We start from the raw sequence: 19,917 nt of genomic DNA, 5'->3' as shown, positions 1-19,917 counted from the left end.
TTTATTTCACCTCCGCAGTTTCTTGCTGTACAAATGTAACTGTGCCGTTATCAAGTGATGCAATTTCTGCTAGTGATTCAACACGAACGCCTTGTTCACGAAGCTTCTTTCCTCCATCTTGAAATGCTTTTTCAATAACAATTCCAATTCCTGCAATACTCGCTCCAGCTTGCTCTACTAAACTCATTAAACCTAAAGCAGCCTGACCGTTTGCTAAAAAGTCATCGATGATTAATACACGATCATTTTCATCGATATGATTTCGAGATAATGAAATTTCATTTGTTTCTTGTTTTGTAAATGAATATACGTTTGCAACGTACATATTATCTTGTAACGTTAACGATTTACGTTTTCGTGCAAAAATTACTTTTACACCAAGCTCTAATGCAGCCATAACTGCTGGTGCAATGCCTGAAGATTCAATCGTCACGATTTTTGTAATGTTCTCTTCTTTAAAACGTTTAGCAAATTCTTTTCCGATTTCTTGCATAAGTACTGGATCAATTTGATGATTTAAAAAAGCATCTACCTTTAATACGTCACCAGATAAAACCTTTCCTTCGTTCAAAATCTTTTCTTGTAATACTTTCATGTTTGTTCCCCCTCTTATGCAATAAAAAAACTCCAAAAGCCACCACCACTCGTTACAAGTGAGAGACGCGCTTTTGGAGTTTCGCAAAAAAAGAATGCTAAACAAGCAATTATATTCGTCCTCACTCATAGTCAAAGTATTTACGGTACTTCGGTAGAAACTTGCAGGCCATATCCCCGCGATTATATGAGTGTAGCTAACTATTTATTTTATAGAAGGATTATAACGTACTTTTTATGCTTTGAAAAGCATTTATCGAAAAAACACGTACAAATTTTTAAAAACTACTATTTTTGTTCGAGTTTTGCAAACTCTTTCATTTCCAATTACAACTTCGTTAAAATGATTGGCCCATCTTTTGTAATCGCAATTGTATGCTCATATTGAGCTGATAATTTCCCGTCCATCGTTCGTGCAGTCCACCCATTTAAATCTACTTTAGAATATCGCATACCTATATTTACAATCGGTTCAATTGTAATTACCATTCCTTCTTGTAACTGAGGTCCTTGTCCTTGTTTCCCAAAATGAAAAATTGCTGGTTCTTCATGAATCTCTTTACCGATTCCATGTCCCGTAAAGTCTCTTGCAACAGAAAAACCTTCATTTGTTACATAACTTTCAATTGCATAGCCAATATCTCCTACATGGTTATCGATTATCGCCTGGTCAATTCCTTTATACAAAGCATTCTCAGCTACTAACAACAACTTTTCTGCTTCATCAGAAACTTTTCCAACTCTATACGTCCAAGCAGAATCTGAAAGACCTCCATTTAAGTTTACTACCGTGTCAATTGTTACAATATCACCCTCAGTTAAAGGAACATCGGCCGGAAACGCATGACACATTTCATCGTTTACAGATGCACATATCGCATATGGATATCCGTTGTACCCTTTCTGCTCAGACGTTGCACCATGCTGTTCTAAATATGCTTCAACAAACGTATTAATTTCTTTTGTAGTAATACCTGGTTTCATCATCTTCGCAATTTCTCTATGACATGAAGCAAGTAATTTTCCAGATTTATGCATTAACTCTATTTCATTTTTCGTTTTAATTATACTCATGCTGTCTCTCCTTACTAAACTTGCTATTTACTATTAAACTTCAATCATACACATCCTCTTCCAAAATTTCAAAACTTCCAATTACAAAAAGTATGATTTATTTCTGCATAAAAAAACAGAAGGAGATTCTTCTGTTTTTTAATCATTTTTACATATATAATTCATTTTCAAAAACTCAAAACAACTACCATTTGTTTTCTGTATAAACGTTCCAACTACTTCAAACCCTGCCCTTTTATACACTTTAATCGCTCTCTCATTAAATATAGCTACTGATAGTGTTATATACTTGCATCCATATTTTTCTTTACTAAAAGCTAGTATAGCGTTTAAGAACTGTAAACCAAATCCGTTCCCAGTTATATTAGGTCTCATTCCAAGACCAATATCAACCGTTCCGTCATTTATTTTACAAACAGTAAAATAACCAATGAGAGTGCCATTTTCCTTCACAGAAAATGTATGATTCCCTCTACTTTCATCATGTAAAAATTCAGCTAAATCTTCTTCATCTGCCTCTATATCGTAAAAGGAATATTTCCCTTCATAATGCCAGTTGTATGCAATTTCTTCTGCTTCTTCTTGCGTCATTACTGTATATGTATAGTCCATTCTCCCATCCCCCTTTAAAAAAGAGCTGCAATTAAGCAGCTCTTTTTTTACAACTCATAAATCTCTTTATATTTCGCTTCTAAATAATCGGCTAAGTAGTTTGCATTTAAGCCTTCACCTGTTACATCTTCTAAAATTTCAAGCGGCTTTTTCGTTTTACCATATTGGTGAATATGTTCTGTTAACCATTCACGAATCGGTGTTACGTTTCCTTCTTCTAATAATGCATCAAAGTTCGGAATGTCTTTTAACATTCTTTGCTTAAATTGCGCTGCATACATGTAACCAAGCGCATAAGATGGGAAGTATCCAAATGAGCCACCAGCCCAGTGAACATCTTGCAATACACCTTGTGCATCATTTTCCGGACGAATTCCTAAATATGCTTCCATCTTATCATTCCAAGCTGCTGGTAAGTCCTTCACTTGTAATGTACCATCAAATAATTCTTTCTCTAATTCATAACGCACCATAACATGAAGCGGGTATGTAAGCTCATCTGCTTCTATACGAATGAATGACGGCTTCGATTCGTTAATTGCATCATAAAATTCATCGACTGACATATCATCAAATTGACCATTGCTATACTCTTTTAATAAATCATAATTTTTCTTCCAGAATGATTTATTACGGCCGATAAAGTTCTCAAAGAATAATGATTGTGATTCGTGAATACCCATAGATGTACCACTGCAAAGTGGTGTACCTTCAAATTGTTCTGCAATATTTTGTTCATATACTGCATGACCACATTCATGAATTGTTCCAAATACAGCCATACGGAAATCTTTTTCATCATAGCGTGTCGTAATACGAACATCCCCTCTATTTAATGTAATTTCGAAAGGATGTACTGTTTCATCAAGACGACCTGCTTCAAAGTCATAATTCAATTGCTTTAATAGTTCTAATGTAAAGTTCTTTTGTTTTTCTTTTGAAAACTGTTCCGATAAAGCACTTGTTTTTAATCCTTTTTTAGACTCAGAGATTTCTTTTACAAGCGGCACGATGCGCTCACGAAGTTGACCAAATACGTGATCTAAAACTTCTACTGTAATACCTGGCTCATACATGTCTAATAATGTATTATATTTATATGTTTCATAACCCCAATATGTAATAAATTTCTTTTTAAATTCAACAATTTTTTCTAAGTACGGGCGGAACATTTCGAAATCAGATTTTTCGCGAGCTTCTTCCCACACACTCTCTGCTTTCGCTTCTAATTTCACATAAGCCTCATATTCAGCTTGTGGAATTTTTTTATTTCTATCATATTCTTTCCGACACTCTTCAACCATTTTCTTTGTCGTTTCAGAAAGTTTATCTTCACGTATTAAAGCTTCAAGTTCTGTTAAATAGTTTCCCATCTCATCTGAAGTCGACATAGCAAACACTTCTGACGAAAGCATACCAATTACTTCTGAACGCTGATCTACACCTTTTTTTGGTGCACCTGTTCTTAAATCCCAAAACATTAAACTTAATGCTTCTCCGTAATTCTGTATCTTCTTCACGTATGTTAAAAATTGTTTTTCTACCTCATATGTAGCAACTGTCATCGTATAAAAGCCTCCTTTTTCTACCTCAAATTTAATTCGACACAGAAACATAAATTCCTTTTATAATAGAAAAAAAGCTTGGCAAGCGCCAAGCTTTCTCCTTATAATTCTTTACCTTCTACTGGCAGTACATTTTTCACAGCTGCAACTACTTTCTCATCTTCTGAATCAGATAAGAAAATTGATATAGCACCTTTATCTTCACTTGTACGAATTAAACGCCCAATTCCTTGACGAAGTCGTAAAATCATATATGGTACATCTACATCCCAGAATGGATCATTTACGTGCTTACGTTTCGCTTCAAACACAGGATCGTTTGGAGGGAATGGTAAAGACCAAATAATAACGTGCGATAATGATGAACCAGGAATATCTAAACCTTCCCATAAATGAACCGCACAAAGTACAGTCTCTTCTTCATTTTGGAAACGAGAAACGAGCTGGCTAATTTCCTGATCTCCTTCATATAAGAACGGAACCGACATTTGCTCTTTACTTACATACTCTTTGAACGCTGCAAGCTCTTGCGTTGTACGGAATAATACAAGCGTACGTCCATTTGTTTTTTGTATATTTTCAAGTGTATATTGACACTTTCTTTCCCATTCATTTTCTTTCGTATGTGATAGTAAGTTTACTGTCATTTGCTCTTCGTAATCAAACGGTGAAGCAACTGAGAATGACAAGTAATCTTTTACCCCTAGGCTATTAGCTGTGAAAGCGAATGAATCGTTGTTCGATAATGTCGCAGAAGAGAAAATATACGGTATTTTCTTCGAGAATACTTTCTCTTGTAACACTTCTTCAACTGCACGTGGCATAATAACTAACGTGAAGGCACCATCACCTTCTTCACCCCAAGTAATTACATTTTTCTCGTGCATGAACAGACGAAGTGAATGTTCTAATACATCTAAATGCTCATCAACAATATTTAAATCATACGTGTTTACTGTATGCATTTCACTTTCGAATACTAATGCATCTCCAACTTCACCGATTTTTGCATAAAGTCGTTTCGCTTCAGCTGTTACTTTTTCTGTCACAGTAATTTCTAGACGATCAGAACCGGCAATTTCCTTTTTATTCTCTTGTAACACATCAAAGAATCGTTCAGTTTGCCAAATTGTTTCTTCTACTAAATGTGCAAACTCCTCACGAATATCGTTTTGTAGCAATCTCGTTAATAGTTGCTCCATCATCGTTTGCTTTAAACGGTATGTTAAAGCTTTTTGAGCTGCATATTCTACAAGATGTCCTTCATCGAATACAACGCAGCTACTTTCTGGTAATAATGGAATTTGCCCTTCACGCTTACGAGCATCGTACGTCCAAATATGATCCATATAGAAATCTTGAGAACAAATAATTAAATCTGCTGCTTTACGATAATGTTCACGAGAAAGAGTTTGTCCACAACGATGACGAGAATCACAAGTAAAGCAATCTTGGAAGTAATCCCAATTTACTTTTGACCATTCTTCGTCATTTAAAAGTGGAAATTCTTTTCTGTCACCATAGTGAGTAAAGTTTTGCATCGTACCATGATCGAATACAAACTGTGGTAACTCGTAATATACGTCTTCAATTACTTCTGGAGCTCGTCCACTCATAACATCTTCAAGTTTACGTAAGCATAAATAATTATCCATTGATTTTGCAAGCCTTACATCAACAGATAGCCCTAATGCTTCAGATAACTTAGCGATGTCCCCTTCTTCTTTCACAAGCTGCTCAATTAACGTTTCATCTGCACAAGCAATAATAGCTGGTTTCCCAGTATAACGCGCGTAACAAATTGCATATAGAAGATATACAATTGTTTTCCCTGTTCCTACACCAGCTTCTGCGAACATAACTTTCTTTTCTTGGAAAGCGCGTTCTAACTGAAACGCCATAAAAATTTGTTCATCACGCTCTTCAAAGCCTTTTTCCGGAAGGATGTCGTAAAACACATCTCCAATCCACTCATTCAACTTATCATAAAAATTATCTTGTTTTCCTACTTCAAATGGTAATCTCTTCTCAGTAAACATCCTTAGCCTCCAACCAAAAAGTTTTTCTATAAAAAGATAATAGCAACTGCTACGCATATGTGTGCAGCCACTTTCCCCTGTTGCAATACATAGAAATTCACGAAAAAAAATTTTCCTTTCGAAAAAGGAAAATTTTCTTCTATATTAATGACTTTAAATACCGTTTATCAATCGCTGTTTCATGTGAAAGAGCTGACAAATATTCTTCTTGTGCTTTTTGTATTTCATCTACAATCGCACCTTGACTATCCACTTCTTTTCCGAGCTCATCATACGTACGGTGAATAGCTTTTTGAATCATTGATAATTGAAAATTATCCATATGACTTCCTCCTTTACGCATTACATAATAGCCAGTATATGCGCGCTAGAGGAGTTTTATACTATGAATTACGCGGTGGACGTTTTCCGAAGTATTGGTAGTAATCTGTACGGATAAATCCGTTAAACAGCTTACGCTTCTTCGACGCATCTTTTCCGTAACACTTCTCAAATGCTTCGTAGCTTGTTAATACATACGCTGACCATGTATCTAATGGGCGGAATACTTGTCCCATTTCTTTATACAGTTGTTCAACGAGTGCTTTTTCACTTAAACGTTCTCCGTATGGAGGATTCGTTACAACGTAGCCATAATCCTCTTTTGTTGTGAAATCTTTTACTTGCATTTGTTTAAATGTAATTAAATCGCCTAAGCCTACTTCTTCTGCGTTATCTTGAGCAACTCGAATCATACGATGATCAATATCTGATCCAATGATTTGTAATCGTTGATCATAGTTCGCTAAATCTTCAGCTTCTTGACGAGCTTCACGCCAGTTTTGTTTACCTACCCAGCCCCACTCGTCAGATGCGAAACCACGGTTAAATCCTGGTGCAATGTTTTGTCCAATTAATGCTGCTTCAATCGGAATTGTACCTGATCCACAGAATGGATCAACAAATGGACGATCTGGCTTCCAGTTTGTTAATTTAATTAAAGACGCAGCTAATGTTTCTTTTAACGGAGCTTCCCCTTGATCCATACGGTATCCACGTTTATGAAGCCCAACACCGCTCGCATCAATTGTTAATGTTGCAATATCCTTGAGCATTGCAATCTCGATACGGAATAACGGACCATCTTCTTCAAACCAAGTTGTACGTTTATATGTTGTTTTTAATTTTTCAACGACAGCTTTTTTAACGATACGTTGGCAATCCGAAACACTGAATAATTCAGATTTTAAAGATTTACCGATAACAGGGAATTCACCATTCTCTGGAATATAATCTCCCCAGTTTAATGCTTTCGTTTTTTCAAATAGCTCATCAAATGTCGTTGCTTTAAATTCGCCAACTTTAATTTTTACACGGTCCGCAGTACGTAACCATAAGTTCGTACGACAAATCGCCTTTTCATCTGCTTCAAATGTTACTTTGCTGTTTTCTACTTGACATTCATAACCAAGATCGCGAACTTCTCGGGCAACTAACGCTTCAATACCCATTGCCGCTGTTGCAATTAAAGTAACTTTTCCCATTTGCATTCACCTCTTATGTATATTCAAACAATAATTAATAGCAATTGGTCCTATTAATTATTACATTTTACGAAAAATTTTCTCATTAACCATTTTAACTCATACTTTATAACTTCATACAAATAAAAAGCCCTCCTCTAACAAAGGAGAGCTGAGTTATTTCATAGTTGGTTCATAACGTTCTGTAAGCCATGTTCTGTTCCTTTGTACTACAAACGGCCCACGCCTCGTACTCCGGTGGCAATCATCTATCTACAGGTTATAAAACCTGTCCTTTCCCGTCGTTCATTTCCTTGGAAAAGATTCCCCTACCATTATTTGGGTTTCTCGCTCGTGGGGTTTACCTCGTTCCACTCCTATCATTTCTTCAAGGACTTCGTCACTGTGGCACTTTAAAGGTAGTCAAACCATATCCGAAAGGACTTAGGTTTTTTCCCTGCCGTTAAACCAGCCTTACAGCCAGAATACCCTAGCTTATGAATTGGCTAGGCACGAACACTACAGCCATCTCAGGCCGTGCGAGCATGGACTTTCCTCTACAACGTTGGCGTTGCAGCGATTACCCAAACGTTATGACATCCATTAGTATAGTGGAAACAAAAAGATTTTGCAACGTTTTTTTCTATGTAAAATGCTTAAACCTTTTCCCACCTTACATCATTCGTATAACTTACTTCCAAATACAGCTTTTTCTAAGTTAGATAAGCGTTTTAAAATATCCGTATTCGTGTTGTTATAAACCGGTTGTGCAACTGGTGTTTGTACAGGTTGTTGTGGAACTTGCGTTACTGCTAGTTTTTGTTCCTCTAATTCACGCTTTAAACGAGCATTTTGTTGCTTTAATTGCTCAAACTCTTTGTGGAAAGCTTCATAGTCTTTAATGATCATATCAAGAAACTTGTCTACTTCTTCTTGCTGATAACCTCTCATACCTGTTTTAAATTCTTTTTCTAAAATATCTTTCGCTGTTAATTTAATTTTATCCGAAATCATTTTCTTCACCTCAAATTTTTACCAAAACTTTCATTAACTAAATTTTTTCAGAAACAATGCTTTTTGTCAATCATATATACGAGTACTATATTACATATTACTCTGCATTATTCCACTGTTCCTCTTCTATTATATCTTGTAAATCAGAAAAAAGAATGAAATAACTGTGATAATTTTCTATTTCCCCTTTTTTCTTTGCTGATTCTACAATATATTTGGGACTTCCTGGTTTTTCTTCATCGTATACCGCTAAAAGCGCATCACTTTTTTCAATAAAAAATTGATTTTTTAATTTAAATTGCTCTGGGCTTTCATACTTCCGTTTCGTGATACTATCAACATGGTCTGCTTGAGAAAGAATAAATTCGTAATATTCACGATTATCTTCTTTCCAATTTTCTTCTTGTTCTAAAAACGGAGTGAATACCGCTAATTTTAAATCAGGATATTCTACTTGCATTTCAAAAACAACTTCAGCAGCCCATAATTCTACACCTAATTGGCCGCTTATTATAACCCATTCTAAACCATCTTCTACAAAAGTGATTAATTTACGGTGTAATGCTTTCTTTATACACTCCACTCCTGGATGATCATTTTTAAATATTCCAAGTTCAAATGGCTTATATCCTGTTACTGCAATAACTTTCATATCAACACTCCAATTACAAAAAAAGAACTAGCATTTCGCTAGTTCTAACATATCATTTACTTTTTAAATATTCCACCAACGTTTGGTCCGATATTTGGACCTACTGGTGATACATTGTTTGGTAAAAACGGTGATACATTTGGTCCTGGTCCAAACGGTGATACATTCGGTCCTGGCCCAAATGGAGATATTTGATGACCGTGGTGATGATGATGATGACCATGGCCACACGGTCCACATCCGCCACCGAATCCTGGGTCGATTGGGTCCACAACATTTACATTTGAATTTGTTTGCGGGAAGAAGTTTTGGTTTTTAATTTGTTGATGATGTACATGTGTTGTATGTGTTGGGAAAATGTGTGGCACCACCGTTGTTGAAAAAGAGTGTGTTACGCATTGTTTCGTCGGATGAATGACAGGAGCAGTCGTACAAATAGGTCCTGTAGGCTTATGCCCTCCAAAGCAAGGATGACAATGATGCATAGTTTTTTCTCTCCTCTCTCGTTAAAAAAATCTGATTACACTTTACAGTATGAGAAAAGAGAGAAAGCCGTTTGTTATATATACCCATTTATTACAAGGAAATTTGTCTAGTCCTTTATTTCATTTACATTGTTTTTATAGACAATTCTTCAACATCACTTACCAAAAAAGCCTCCAACTTGCTTTACAATACCTGTCACTTGATTCATCGCATTCATCATTTGTCCAGCTGTATTCATCATTTTATTTACATCATAGTTACCATCTGATGTTTTAAATTGAGAAACAAAACTAGAAAACTGACTTGGCTGTTGTTGCTTTTGCTTACCCTGCGTCGGGTACGGTTGTTTTGGTGGATAAAACATCGCTTGTTGATTAGCATACGGAGATGGTGGTGGCATATAATATTGCGAATTCATATAAGGCTGCTGCTGTGGTTGATTCATGTATGGTTGCTGAGCTTGTGATTGTTGAGCTTGATTCACATAAGGTTGCTGCTGTTGTGGTTGTTGAGCTTGATTCACATAAGGTTGCTGCTGTTGTGGTTGTTGAGCTTGATTCATAAAGGACACTTCAAACGGTTGATAATAATTTTGATTTCCATAATAAGGCTCGAAAGGATACATATTATACCGTAAATATGTATCCGTATTATATTGGTACATATTTTGCTGTGCATATGGATTCGTTTGCTGATATAAGTTAGGTTGTTGAAACATGCATTCTCTCCTCCTTCACATAAGTTTCTACATATATAATATGTACCTATAAAATAATATGTGTGATGGAGTATCTGTCTATTTTTGTCGGAAGTTTAAATTTTTAAAAAATTAAAAAAGAAAACCCTTCCATGCTATGATAATGAAGAAGAAGATTCTCATGGGGGAGGAATCAACATGGTATTAGGGGATTTAAAACAAGCGTTTTCTCAAAAAAAGGGGTATTGCACAGAGAATGCAAATGAATTATTAGACTTTGCGAGACATTGGTATCTCGAAGGAAAAATATGCATATCAGATTATCGAACATTAATAAAAGAATTAGAAATAAACGGCGCAACAAAACCTACAACAATGACAGAAGCATAAAAATAACAAGAGGGCTCTCCCTCTTGTTATTTACATTGCTCAACTATATTTTGCAAAGTATACGAAATGGCTTGGTGTGTTTCAAAGAATCGTTTACCTTTACCTTTATTTACAAAGCATTGCAACACATTCGTTTGTAAATTATCATATACTTGATCAATTTGCTGTACATGTATATATTTTGGCTTTTCTTCTTTAATCCACTTATAAGCTAATTCTTTCCACTTCTTTAATTCCTCATCTACCATATCTACAAACGGTTTCATATCCTTATAAAAGTCGTATTCGGTTAGTTCTCTCTTTTTTACATTCGCTTCATTATTATACTGCATGAGTTTTTCTGAAGACTGTATTAATGCTTCATTCTTCATTTCTTTCCCACCTTATTATGCACTCACTACGACGTTTTGAAATGTCTTTACCCAATTCCCTTTCTCTTCGTGATGCACTAATTTATTTTCCATATGTTCAATATGCATTTCTGTTATTTCTATCTTATTGCATATTTTTTCACTCGCATCCTTTAATGCATGATTCATTCTAATACCTATATTCATTTCCAGCAAATCGAGAGAACTTAACATTTGATCCATTTTTTTCATTACATCTTCCTTCTGAACCATCGCCATATACAAAACGCCTCCTTCTTTGCTTTTCCTTTGTCATGTAATTTCGCCGAATGATTCACCACTCCTGCCCACATGACAAAACTAGTTGTTATTCGTCAAAGAAATCATTTCGTATGTCATTTATAGAAATGGTAACAATACAAAAAGGAGGTGTATTACAATGGCAAAGAACAAAAATGAAAAAAAGAAAAACCAAAACAAACAACAAAATAAACCCGAGACTGGCAATCCAAAGCTAGATGGTCCAAACTTCCCTGCTACATAAAGCGAGACTTTATTACGAACAGTTAAATTTCAAGTCACCCTTAATCTCCTACTAGCATTACGTTTTGAGATTAAAGTTGTAGCACACATAGCAGGATTGTTTCAAATTAAGAAGTCCCGTCTTCAAAATGGAAGACGGGACTTCTTTTTTATTATATCATGAACTCATCCATCCTTTTAGCAAAACGATTTGCCATAGATAGCCTATAGATTTGTTCTCTCTTTCTTCTATACCATTCTGTTATATTAACTTCCCCTTTAGGTTCTTCAGGTACAAATAGCACATTCATTTTCATATTTGCACAAAACCAATCTCTCATTTTTATTTCTTCATGTAAAATAACAGGATAAATATCTCTAAGTGTTGGCGTATAAGACTTTCGAGTTTCCTTTGCGTAAACTTCATAATCTTCTCTAGACCCAGTATGTGTAGTTTGCAATGCAAACTTATAAAACGAACCATTATAAATTGGATGAAACAATAACCATGCTAATTTTTTTCCTAGTTCTATACGCTGTTGTAACGTTTCAAATTGATAAACCGAAAATCCATACATTCTCCCTTCAATTGTTGGGAAGATAACTGCACTAATATGAAGTCTTTCTTGTACTTTAAAAAGTGCAGTATGGAATACATGTTTTTTAAAATATGTGTTCTCAATGACTGGTTTTTGAATTTTATTTTGCTCATTTATAATAAGCGCTGTCATAAGCCTATTCATATCTCTTCTTTCCCAGAAAAGTAACCATTCTTTTTCCATAAAAATTGATACGTTGAAATATTGCAACAAATGAAAGAGAGGTGCACGTCTCTTCTTACTTTCCTCATACAATAATAGCTGAGGAAATGCATCTAAAAAAATAATCCAATTAGCCTGTTCGTACAGAATAAATAAATGTTTTTTTACCGTTCTAGGTAAAACAGTAGCATAATATCTCCCTTCTAAATCAGTCATATTCCAGCCCGCATTTCTCGAAACCATACTCGCTAAAAAGGCCCACCTGATTTCACTATTTCTTAAATAATATTCTTGATAAGATTGTGTCCGAGAAATATTGTCCACATTAGCTATTTCTGTTTTCTTTTTAATATTGTGAATGATTGCTTTTTCTTCCTCTGTACAAAAATTTTTTTCTCGATTTTGTTTCATTTTCATATAATCATTCCATGTAAACATAAATAAGTCATCATACCTTTCATCAAAAAGGTCACATCTTTTTTCATTTTTTGATATAATCACCTTTGTAAGTAATTCTTAGCAAGTTGGGGGTGGACACACTATGACCATTCGTTACCCAAATGGAAAAAGGTATAATCAAGCTTCACAACCTCAAAAAACACCTATAAAAACACATACTTATAGTAATAGAGGTATGTCCCTTGAAGAGGAATTGAATGAAACAAATCAATATTACTTAACCCATAATATTGCATGTGTACATAAAAAGCCTACACCTCTTCAAATTGTAAAAGTAGATTACCCCGCTCGAAGTGCTGCAGTGGTAAAAGAAGCGTATTTTAAACAACCTTCTACAACAGATTACAACGGTGTATACAAAGGGAAATACATCGATTTTGAAGCAAAGGAAACAAAAAATAAAACTAGTTTCCCACTTCAAAACTTCCACCTTCATCAAATTGAACATATGAAGCAAGTGGTTGCTCATAATGGAATTGCATTTGTTATTATTAAATTTACACTTTTTGATGAATTTTATTTACTAGATGCAAAACATATTATTGCATTTTGGAATCGTCAAAATACTGGTGGACGCAAGTCGATTACGAAAGAAGAAATAGAAGAGCATGGATCCTTATTATCATGCGGTTATCACCCTCGGATTGACTATATCCGTGTACTAGACATGGTTTATTTTTCGTGATAGAGTCATCACTAAGGCTCTTTTTTCGACTTTTGGGGGAGAGAATGAAAGGTAGGAGAAAGTATAATGTCAGATAATTATCGTTCTCGTACAGAACGAAATCATGTGAAAAATCAAGAGAAAAAAACACATAAAGAAGAAAAACCAAAGAAAAAAGGCTCCTTTTTCAAGAAATTTCTTATAGGTTGTCTACTTCTTGGTATCGTTGGTCTTGTAGCCGGCGTTTCCGCTTTCTTTGTTATGGTAAAGGATGCTCCAAAATTAGACAAAGCCAAACTTGTTAATCCTTTATCAACAAAGTTTCTTGATAAAAACGGGAATTTCTTCTATGAATACGGTGCTGAAAAACGAACACACGTTACTTATGATCAAATTCCAAAAGTAGTTGAAAATGCATTCCTTGCAACTGAGGATTCGCGTTTCTATGATCATAATGGAATTGATTTTAAACGAACTACAAAAGCAGTTATGGAAAATGTCACTGGTGGTTTCGGTTCCCAAGGTGGTAGTACGATTACACAGCAAGTCGTTAAAAACTACTTTCTAACGATGGACAAAACTGCTAAAAGAAAAGTACAAGAATGGTACTTATCTTACAAATTAGAGCAACAATACTCTAAACATGAGATTTTAGAAATGTACTTAAATAAGATTAATTTAGGTAACCGTTCATACGGTATTGCGACAGCAGCGCAAAAATATTATGGTAAAGATTTAAAAGACTTGCAATTACATGAAGCTGCTATGCTCGCTGGTTTACCCCAAGGTCCAAACATTTATGATCCAACAAAAAAGGAAAATGTTGAACGAGCAACAAATCGTCGTAATGTCGTATTATCATTAATGAATCGACATGGTTATATAACAAAAGAAGAAATGAATAACGCCGTTAAGATCCCAGTAACTGAGGGCCTTCAACCGTCTTCAGAAGTAACTGAGATGAAGTATCAAGCATTTTTAGATGCGGTTGTAAAAGAAGTTGAAAAAGAATATCCTGATGTAAATATCGGTTCAGATGGTTTAACGATTCATACAACACTTGATCAAGATGCTCAAGATTACGCTGAAAAAATTATGGATGGTAATCTTATTAAGTATCCAAACGATCAATTCCAAGGATCATTTGTATTTATGGATACACAATCTGGAGAAGTTCGAGCAATTGGTGCTGGACGTAAAGAAAATAAGTCCACTTTCAAAGGTCATAATATGGCAACTGATTTAAAACGCCAAGTTGGTTCAACAATGAAACCAATTTTCGACTACGGTCCAGCGATTGAGAATCTTCAATGGTCTACTTACCATCAATTAAATGACTCTGAATATACTTATTCGGATGGCACAAAGATTAAAAATGCTACAGGGAGTTTTAAAGGTGACGTTTCACTTCGTGAAGCATTGAAGAAGTCATTAAACATCCCGGCTTTAAAGACAGCTCAAACAGTTGGACTTAATAAATCAAAAGAGTTTGCTGAAGGTTTAGGCATGACATTTGAAAATGGAGTACATGAATCTACTGCAATTGGTAGTAACGATAGTTCTCCATTAGCAGTAGCAGGTGCATATGCAACCTTCGGTAATAGTGGTAACTATAATAAACCACACTTCGTAAAAGAAGTAACCTTCCCGGACGGGAAAAAGAAAAGCTTTAAACCGAAAGAACAACGCGCTATGCAAGACTATACAGCTTACATGGTAACTGACGTTCTTCGTGACGTAGTAAAACCTGGTTCTGGTGGTACAGGACCAACAGCATATGTTTCAGGTGTTGACGTAGCGGGTAAAACTGGAACGCAAAACTTTGATGCAAAAGATTTAAAGAAATACGGCATTCCAGCTGATGCAAACAGGGATAGCTGGTTCGCTGGATATACACCACAATATACGATGGCTGTATGGACTGGTTACGTAAAGAATGGTCCAGAAAACTACATTAGTGATCGTTATACTAAAATTGCACAGCAAATGTTCCAAGTAATGATGAGCAAATTCGCTACAGATAAATCTCGCTTTGAACGTCCTTCTTCTGTACAAGAAATAAACGGAGAATTATACGTAAAAGGTGCGAAAAAAGATGCAATTAAACAAATTAAAGTAGATGCCCCTAGTGGTCTGAATGTCACTTTTGATGGCGCTAGCACAGTTACACTAAACTGGTCTGGACCAGCAGAAGTCGATGCATATGCAGCCAGCTATAAAGCAACTGATGGTTCAAGTGGTAGCCTATCAATAAGTGGTACGACAGCTACTCTTGGTGGTATTAAACCAGGTGTTACTTACAGCTTCTCTGTAGTAGCGAAAAAAGGCACTGGAACAAGCCCAGCAGTTGGTGCATCCTTCACTGCGCCTGGCGGAACTCCAGGTGCGAAAAAAGCTGAAGAAGAGGCTAAGAAAAAGGCCGATGAAGAAGCTAAGAAAAAAGCTGATGAAGAAGCCCAGAAAAAGGCTAATGAAGATAAAGTAAAACAAGACGAAGCTAAGAAAAAGGCTGAAGAAGAGGCTAAGAAACAACAAGAACAACAGCAAGAACAACAACGTAAACAGCAAGAAGAAGCTCAAAAGAAAGCTGATGAGGAAGCTAGAAGAAAAGCTGAAGAAGAAGCTAAGAAAAAAGCTGATGAAGAAGCTAAGAAGAAAGCTGAAGAAGAGGCCAAGAAAAAAGCTGAAGAAGAGGCTAAGAAACAACAAGAACAGCAACACCAAAATACCGGAGGAGATACACCTCACGCAGACGGTGCTGTTGTTACAACAGAGTCCTAATATACAAAAAAAGAAGTCAGTTTCTCTTAACGAGAAGCGGACTTCTTTTTTGTTATCATTTTCTTTACATACAGCTTTTCTATTTCGATATACAACTGCGCTAATTGAATATAAGAATGATAATTACTCGGTTTCTTTATAATGAATGAATATCTTTCCATAAAATTAACAGGTTGCACTTTTAATTTATTCGTATTTATTTGCATTTCATTCAAACTATGAACAGGTTGTTCATTTAGCCAATAGACAACCGATAACAAGTGAGCTGCAAAAAGAATCATTGGTCCCTCAGCCTCTTGCTTATTTCTATTTCGAAACAGTATAGCAATGTCTTCATGCTTATTTTTCCATACATTCAACATCGCTGGAATGCTGTTTTCAATTTCCTTCCACGGCTCATACTGTCTTTCAATATCAAATATAAAGTAAGTATTTTGTATTATCTCTTCAAAAGAATTGTCTGTATGATACTTAATTAAATTTACACTTTCTTTAAAAAATGGTAAACAGTGAAATTCTTTCGGTATTTCTATAACTCGCTCCATCCTTTATTTCACCTTCATTCGCTTCTTTCCTTCACGACATACTTCTAACAGTCTGCACTCCTCACATTGCGGTCGTTGTGCTTTACAGTGATAACGTCCAAAGAAAATCATACGATGATGTGTAACTCCCCACTCATCCATCGGTACTTTCTTCATTAATGTTTTTTCTACTTCTAACACCGAATCTTTCCATCTACAAATCGCTAACCGTTTACTCACTCTTTCTACATGCGTATCAACAGCAATTGCCGGGATGCCATACGCTACCGAAACAACTACATTTGCTGTTTTTCTCCCTACTCCTGGTAATTTCGTCAACTCGTCACGGTCTTCTGGAACTTTTCCATTGTAATCATCCAGCAACATCTGACACAATTTTTGAATGTTTTTTGCTTTATTTCTATACAACCCAATAGAACGTATATCTTGTTGTAACTCTTCCAAAGATACACTTAAATAATCTTCTGGTGTTTTATATTTTTGAAATAAATTTTTCGTCACTTTATTTACAAGTGCATCTGTACATTGTGCAGATAGTGCCACCGCGATTACTAATTCAAAAGGATTCTCATGAATTAATTCACAATGTGCTTCTGGATACATATCCGCCATTGTGTCTAAACAATAGCGAATTTGCGTTTTATTTAACATATACTTCCTCCTATATTACTGCTCCAACCAATTATAAAAAGGCACTTTTCCAGTAAATTTCGTCTCTTGTTTTGTCATTTGTTGTGCTCTTTGTTGATTCGCTCTAAATTTTTGACCTTGATTTTGAGCCTGATCTACCGTTTTAATTCCATTCTTTTTCCACTCAAATAAAATACGATCAATATATCGGAAATTTAGTTTTCCACTCATTACAGCTTCTCTAAGAGCCGCTTGAATTAAATTTGGATGATGTTGATCTTGGTCCTCCCACATTCCTAACGTTTCACATTCGAACGGCGAAAGTGGTCTTCCAAATTCTTTTTCAAATACTGTATATAAATTTACTTGCAGCTGTTTTTTTTCTTTTTGCTCTTCCTCTATTGATTCATCCATTAAGAAATGTAATATTTTTTCCCATAACGGTTGTAAAGAATAACTTTCGCACATCATCGCTTCTGATCTTTGTCCACCTTCTAGTGATAAAAACCCTTTTTGAATCAATGCTTGAATTACTTCCATACATTTCATTTCCGTTATCGTCATCCGTTCAGAAATCTCTGATGGAGTCGGAAACGAATTACCTGATTCTAAAAATGTGTGTACATGAAGTACGACCATAAATTCCGTCTCATTTAAACCTAATTTTTTATAATGCATCATAAGTAATTTTGGAATTGCAATGCTTCCCTGCTCAAACCACTGTAACATCATTTTCTTTTTCATCACCAAACACCTCGCTCTCTAGTATAACACACCTTTAGCTATTTCTTTTTGCCACAATTCGTCAAAAAAACCTCCCTATTAATGGGGAGGTTTTTTATATTACATGAATGAAATATAAAATTAAGCTTGCACTTTACTTTTCATAAATGTATGGATACGCTCTAATGCTTTCTCTACTTGTTCAAGAGATGTCGCATATGATAAGCGAACATTATTTGGAGCACCAAATCCTGTACCTGGTACAAGAGCCACTTTTTCCTCTTCTAATAGAGCTTTTGCCCAATCATCAACTGTTGCATATCCTGATAAAGCTACAGCTTCTTTTACGTTAGGGAATAAGTAAAATGCACCTTGCGGTTTAATGCAAGTAAAGCCAGGGATTTGAATTAATTTATCATAAATGATGTTTAATCTCTCTTCAAAGGCTTGACGCATTGTTTCCACAGGTTCTTGTGAGCCTGCATATGCCGCAATTGCGCCGTATTGAGCGATTGAAGTAGGGTTTGACGTACTATGACTCGCTAAGTTCGTCATCGCTTTAATAAGCTGCTTATTTCCTGCAGCATATCCAATACGCCATCCTGTCATAGAATGAGATTTAGATACACCATTAATAATAAGTGTTTGTTCTTTTAATGCATTAGAAAGCTGGGCAATTGAAGTATATTCTACGCCACCATAAATTAATTTTTCATAAATTTCATCAGAAACGATTAAAATATCATGTTCTAAACATACTTCTCCAAGCTGTTGTAATTCTTCTTTGCTATAAATCATTCCTGTTGGATTGCTCGGTGAATTAATAATAACTGCTTTCGTTTTCTCTGTAATTGCCTCACGCAGCTGCTTTGCTGTAATTTTGTACTCATTGTCTTCTAAACCTTCTACATAAACCGGCTTACCGCCAGCAAGCTTTACTTGCTCTGGATAGCTTACCCAGTAAGGAGTTGGGATGATAACTTCATCTCCCTCATCAAGTAATACTTGGAATAATGTATACAATGCATGCTTTGCACCATTACATACAATAATTTCAGATGGATCATACGCAATACCTTGATCGCGAGTAAATTTCTTCACAATTTCTTGTTTTAACGATTGTAATCCACCTGTTGGTGTATACTTCGTATGCCCTTCTAACATCGCTTTATGTGCAGCATCCATAATATGCTCTGGTGTATTAAAGTCAGGTTCCCCTGCCCCTAATGCAATTACATCATGACCCTCTGCTTTTAATGCTTGTGCCTTTGCTGTAATTTCTAAAGTTGAAGACGGTGTTAAAGCAGCTACTCGCTTTGCTAATTTCATTTGTAGTTCCCCCTACATCTATTTTTCAATGCTATATCGTCTTAAAAATTTTCCATCTTTAAATTCAAGATAGTAATAACTATAACGATTGTCATCATCAATATATGTAACTTCCCATAGTGGTACATCATTTTCAAAGCCTAATTTCACTTTCATAATCTCTTTCGGCTTACTTTTTGATTCCTTACTTTCATTGCCGACTTGCTCTATTGTTCTTTGTATAGCCTCTTTTTCAGAAATACCTTCGCTCTTTTTCCTTACTACAGTATCCCCTTTTTTCTCAGGCACCCAAACGATAAGTTGTTCTCCCTTTTCATCTGTACCTTGCACGACTATATATGCAGATTTTCCGTTGTAATAATCAACAGATTTCACCTTTGTAAGCTTTGCTTTTTCTTTAGCAATTTCTACAAATTTCGACTCTTTTGGAATTTTCTTTCCCATCGCTTTATTATAAACATACGCCCCATATATTCCGCTAGCAACGATAACAATAATGATTGCAAAGATCCACTTTTTCATTGTATC

General features: G+C 35.4%; 23 protein-coding genes, 1 other RNA gene and 1 riboswitch. Of the genes, 4 read left to right on the top strand and 20 right to left on the bottom strand.

What is annotated here, in order from left to right; translation table 11 throughout:
* Position 1: 1 nt before the first annotated feature.
* The 12 genes from ACTL4X_RS07985 to ACTL4X_RS07930 all read right to left on the bottom strand — a co-directional run bounded on the left by ACTL4X_RS07985 (position 2) and on the right by ACTL4X_RS07930 (position 10,256).
* Positions 2-595: a xanthine phosphoribosyltransferase gene (locus ACTL4X_RS07985; protein WP_000866483.1), complete on the bottom strand. Its 594-nt coding sequence runs from the start codon at positions 593-595 to the stop codon at positions 2-4.
* A gap of 108 nt (positions 596-703) precedes the next feature.
* Positions 704-805: riboswitch (purine riboswitch) on the bottom strand.
* Positions 806-921: 116 nt separating this feature from the next.
* A complete protein-coding gene (locus ACTL4X_RS07980) occupies positions 922-1,668 on the bottom strand; it encodes a type I methionyl aminopeptidase (RefSeq protein ID WP_000022490.1) in 747 nt (248 codons plus the stop codon).
* 138 nt (positions 1,669-1,806) lie between these two features.
* Positions 1,807-2,280 (bottom strand): GNAT family N-acetyltransferase, encoded by a 474-nt coding sequence (locus ACTL4X_RS07975; RefSeq protein ID WP_000386779.1) that lies wholly within the window; start codon positions 2,278-2,280, stop codon positions 1,807-1,809.
* A 47-nt stretch (positions 2,281-2,327) separates the two neighbouring features.
* Positions 2,328-3,845 (bottom strand): carboxypeptidase, encoded by a 1,518-nt coding sequence (gene ypwA, locus ACTL4X_RS07970; protein WP_000215077.1) that lies wholly within the window; start codon positions 3,843-3,845, stop codon positions 2,328-2,330.
* 101 nt (positions 3,846-3,946) lie between these two features.
* Complete coding sequence (locus ACTL4X_RS07965) at positions 3,947-5,884, bottom strand: ATP-dependent DNA helicase (RefSeq protein WP_000493709.1); 1,938 nt, start codon at positions 5,882-5,884, stop codon at positions 3,947-3,949.
* 139 nt (positions 5,885-6,023) lie between these two features.
* Positions 6,024-6,206, bottom strand: a complete 183-nt coding sequence (locus tag ACTL4X_RS07960) for a DUF3921 domain-containing protein (protein WP_000368570.1) — start codon at positions 6,204-6,206, stop codon at positions 6,024-6,026.
* A gap of 61 nt (positions 6,207-6,267) precedes the next feature.
* Positions 6,268-7,407, bottom strand: coding sequence for a THUMP domain-containing class I SAM-dependent RNA methyltransferase (locus ACTL4X_RS07955; protein WP_000521224.1), 1,140 nt, complete (start codon positions 7,405-7,407; stop codon positions 6,268-6,270).
* Positions 7,408-7,587: 180 nt separating this feature from the next.
* An RNA gene (gene rnpB / locus ACTL4X_RS07950) (RNase P RNA component class B) lies at positions 7,588-7,978 on the bottom strand.
* 86 nt (positions 7,979-8,064) lie between these two features.
* Complete coding sequence (gene gpsB, locus ACTL4X_RS07945; RefSeq protein ID WP_000622431.1) at positions 8,065-8,400, bottom strand: cell division regulator GpsB; 336 nt, start codon at positions 8,398-8,400, stop codon at positions 8,065-8,067.
* A gap of 97 nt (positions 8,401-8,497) precedes the next feature.
* Positions 8,498-9,052: a DUF1273 domain-containing protein gene (locus ACTL4X_RS07940; RefSeq protein ID WP_000862908.1), complete on the bottom strand. Its 555-nt coding sequence runs from the start codon at positions 9,050-9,052 to the stop codon at positions 8,498-8,500.
* A 56-nt stretch (positions 9,053-9,108) separates the two neighbouring features.
* The gene (locus tag ACTL4X_RS07935) at positions 9,109-9,537 is read right to left on the bottom strand and encodes a CotD family spore coat protein (protein ID WP_000546270.1); all 429 of its coding nucleotides are present in this window, start codon (positions 9,535-9,537) and stop codon (positions 9,109-9,111) included.
* Positions 9,538-9,692: 155 nt separating this feature from the next.
* Positions 9,693-10,256, bottom strand: a complete 564-nt coding sequence (locus ACTL4X_RS07930; RefSeq protein ID WP_016122190.1) for a YppG family protein — start codon at positions 10,254-10,256, stop codon at positions 9,693-9,695.
* Positions 10,257-10,433: 177 nt separating this feature from the next.
* On the opposite strand from ACTL4X_RS07930, the gene ACTL4X_RS07925 reads away from it, so the two are divergent.
* Positions 10,434-10,625, top strand: a complete 192-nt coding sequence (locus ACTL4X_RS07925) for a YppF family protein (protein WP_000242652.1) — start codon at positions 10,434-10,436, stop codon at positions 10,623-10,625.
* A 26-nt stretch (positions 10,626-10,651) separates the two neighbouring features.
* Here the strand turns inward: ACTL4X_RS07925 and ACTL4X_RS07920 are convergent, their stop codons facing one another.
* Both ACTL4X_RS07920 and ACTL4X_RS07915 read right to left on the bottom strand, forming a co-directional pair.
* Positions 10,652-10,996 carry a YppE family protein gene (locus tag ACTL4X_RS07920; RefSeq protein WP_000786939.1) on the bottom strand — a complete coding sequence of 115 codons (345 nt, stop codon included), beginning with the start codon at positions 10,994-10,996 and terminating at the stop codon, positions 10,652-10,654.
* A 15-nt stretch (positions 10,997-11,011) separates the two neighbouring features.
* Entirely contained in the window at positions 11,012-11,254 is a 243-nt protein-coding gene (locus ACTL4X_RS07915) for a hypothetical protein (RefSeq protein WP_001252036.1), read from the bottom strand.
* Between the two features lie 85 nt (positions 11,255-11,339).
* Between ACTL4X_RS07915 and ACTL4X_RS07910 the strand changes: the two genes are divergently transcribed.
* Positions 11,340-11,519, top strand: a complete 180-nt coding sequence (locus ACTL4X_RS07910) for a hypothetical protein (protein WP_001987054.1) — start codon at positions 11,340-11,342, stop codon at positions 11,517-11,519.
* A 151-nt stretch (positions 11,520-11,670) separates the two neighbouring features.
* On the opposite strand, the gene ACTL4X_RS07905 is transcribed toward ACTL4X_RS07910, so the two are convergent.
* On the bottom strand, positions 11,671-12,696 hold the full coding sequence (locus ACTL4X_RS07905; protein WP_000495659.1) for a DUF2515 domain-containing protein: 1,026 nt from the start codon (positions 12,694-12,696) through the stop codon (positions 11,671-11,673).
* Positions 12,697-12,799: 103 nt separating this feature from the next.
* Between ACTL4X_RS07905 and recU the strand changes: the two genes are divergently transcribed.
* Positions 12,800-13,402: a Holliday junction resolvase RecU gene (gene recU, locus ACTL4X_RS07900; RefSeq protein ID WP_000155598.1), complete on the top strand. Its 603-nt coding sequence runs from the start codon at positions 12,800-12,802 to the stop codon at positions 13,400-13,402.
* A gap of 66 nt (positions 13,403-13,468) precedes the next feature.
* A complete protein-coding gene (locus ACTL4X_RS07895; RefSeq protein WP_086692568.1) occupies positions 13,469-16,162 on the top strand; it encodes a PBP1A family penicillin-binding protein in 2,694 nt (897 codons plus the stop codon).
* Positions 16,163-16,188: 26 nt separating this feature from the next.
* On the opposite strand, the gene ACTL4X_RS07890 is transcribed toward ACTL4X_RS07895, so the two are convergent.
* The 5 genes from ACTL4X_RS07890 to ACTL4X_RS07870 form a co-directional block, all read right to left on the bottom strand.
* The gene (locus tag ACTL4X_RS07890) at positions 16,189-16,707 is read right to left on the bottom strand and encodes a YpoC family protein (RefSeq protein WP_000442650.1); all 519 of its coding nucleotides are present in this window, start codon (positions 16,705-16,707) and stop codon (positions 16,189-16,191) included.
* A gap of 3 nt (positions 16,708-16,710) precedes the next feature.
* A complete protein-coding gene (gene nth, locus ACTL4X_RS07885) occupies positions 16,711-17,358 on the bottom strand; it encodes an endonuclease III (RefSeq protein ID WP_000933030.1) in 648 nt (215 codons plus the stop codon).
* 15 nt (positions 17,359-17,373) lie between these two features.
* Positions 17,374-18,081, bottom strand: coding sequence for a DNA replication protein DnaD (dnaD, locus tag ACTL4X_RS07880; RefSeq protein WP_000728542.1), 708 nt, complete (start codon positions 18,079-18,081; stop codon positions 17,374-17,376).
* A gap of 120 nt (positions 18,082-18,201) precedes the next feature.
* Positions 18,202-19,389 (bottom strand): aspartate transaminase AspB, encoded by a 1,188-nt coding sequence (gene aspB, locus ACTL4X_RS07875; RefSeq protein ID WP_000761560.1) that lies wholly within the window; start codon positions 19,387-19,389, stop codon positions 18,202-18,204.
* 18 nt (positions 19,390-19,407) lie between these two features.
* Entirely contained in the window at positions 19,408-19,911 is a 504-nt protein-coding gene (locus ACTL4X_RS07870) for a cell wall elongation regulator TseB-like domain-containing protein (RefSeq protein ID WP_000758739.1), read from the bottom strand.
* Between the last annotated feature and the right edge of the window lie 6 nt (positions 19,912-19,917).

The organism is Bacillus sp. RE35 (assembly GCF_052146655.1).
Classification (GTDB): domain Bacteria; phylum Bacillota; class Bacilli; order Bacillales; family Bacillaceae_G; genus Bacillus_A; species Bacillus_A cereus.
The sequence above is the reverse complement of the archived record's forward strand: the minus strand, read 5'-3'. Positions and strand labels throughout refer to the sequence as shown.

Excerpts from the sequence above, each read along its gene's own strand:
- ACTL4X_RS07975 (WP_000386779.1), bottom strand. The coding sequence starts at position 2,280 with ATGGACTATACATATACAGTAATGACGCAAGAAGAAGCAGAAGAAATT.
- ACTL4X_RS07890 (WP_000442650.1), bottom strand. The coding sequence starts at position 16,707 with ATGGAGCGAGTTATAGAAATACCGAAAGAATTTCACTGTTTACCATTT.
- aspB (WP_000761560.1), bottom strand. The coding sequence starts at position 19,389 with ATGAAATTAGCAAAGCGAGTAGCTGCTTTAACACCGTCTTCAACTTTA.
- ypwA (WP_000215077.1), bottom strand. The coding sequence starts at position 3,845 with ATGACAGTTGCTACATATGAGGTAGAAAAACAATTTTTAACATACGTG.
- recU (WP_000155598.1), top strand. The coding sequence starts at position 12,800 with ATGACCATTCGTTACCCAAATGGAAAAAGGTATAATCAAGCTTCACAA.
- ACTL4X_RS07980 (WP_000022490.1), bottom strand. The coding sequence starts at position 1,668 with ATGAGTATAATTAAAACGAAAAATGAAATAGAGTTAATGCATAAATCT.
- ACTL4X_RS07925 (WP_000242652.1), top strand. The coding sequence starts at position 10,434 with ATGGTATTAGGGGATTTAAAACAAGCGTTTTCTCAAAAAAAGGGGTAT.
- ACTL4X_RS07905 (WP_000495659.1), bottom strand. The coding sequence starts at position 12,696 with ATGTTTACATGGAATGATTATATGAAAATGAAACAAAATCGAGAAAAA.
- ACTL4X_RS07930 (WP_016122190.1), bottom strand. The coding sequence starts at position 10,256 with ATGTTTCAACAACCTAACTTATATCAGCAAACGAATCCATATGCACAG.
- ACTL4X_RS07870 (WP_000758739.1), bottom strand. The coding sequence starts at position 19,911 with ATGAAAAAGTGGATCTTTGCAATCATTATTGTTATCGTTGCTAGCGGA.
- ACTL4X_RS07935 (WP_000546270.1), bottom strand. The coding sequence starts at position 9,537 with ATGCATCATTGTCATCCTTGCTTTGGAGGGCATAAGCCTACAGGACCT.
- ACTL4X_RS07920 (WP_000786939.1), bottom strand. The coding sequence starts at position 10,996 with ATGAAGAATGAAGCATTAATACAGTCTTCAGAAAAACTCATGCAGTAT.
- ACTL4X_RS07960 (WP_000368570.1), bottom strand. The coding sequence starts at position 6,206 with ATGGATAATTTTCAATTATCAATGATTCAAAAAGCTATTCACCGTACG.
- ACTL4X_RS07895 (WP_086692568.1), top strand. The coding sequence starts at position 13,469 with ATGTCAGATAATTATCGTTCTCGTACAGAACGAAATCATGTGAAAAAT.
- ACTL4X_RS07940 (WP_000862908.1), bottom strand. The coding sequence starts at position 9,052 with ATGAAAGTTATTGCAGTAACAGGATATAAGCCATTTGAACTTGGAATA.
- ACTL4X_RS07915 (WP_001252036.1), bottom strand. The coding sequence starts at position 11,254 with ATGGCGATGGTTCAGAAGGAAGATGTAATGAAAAAAATGGATCAAATG.
- ACTL4X_RS07955 (WP_000521224.1), bottom strand. The coding sequence starts at position 7,407 with ATGGGAAAAGTTACTTTAATTGCAACAGCGGCAATGGGTATTGAAGCG.
- nth (WP_000933030.1), bottom strand. The coding sequence starts at position 17,358 with ATGTTAAATAAAACGCAAATTCGCTATTGTTTAGACACAATGGCGGAT.
- ACTL4X_RS07985 (WP_000866483.1), bottom strand. The coding sequence starts at position 595 with ATGAAAGTATTACAAGAAAAGATTTTGAACGAAGGAAAGGTTTTATCT.
- dnaD (WP_000728542.1), bottom strand. The coding sequence starts at position 18,081 with ATGAAAAAGAAAATGATGTTACAGTGGTTTGAGCAGGGAAGCATTGCA.
- ACTL4X_RS07965 (WP_000493709.1), bottom strand. The coding sequence starts at position 5,884 with ATGTTTACTGAGAAGAGATTACCATTTGAAGTAGGAAAACAAGATAAT.
- gpsB (WP_000622431.1), bottom strand. The coding sequence starts at position 8,400 with ATGATTTCGGATAAAATTAAATTAACAGCGAAAGATATTTTAGAAAAA.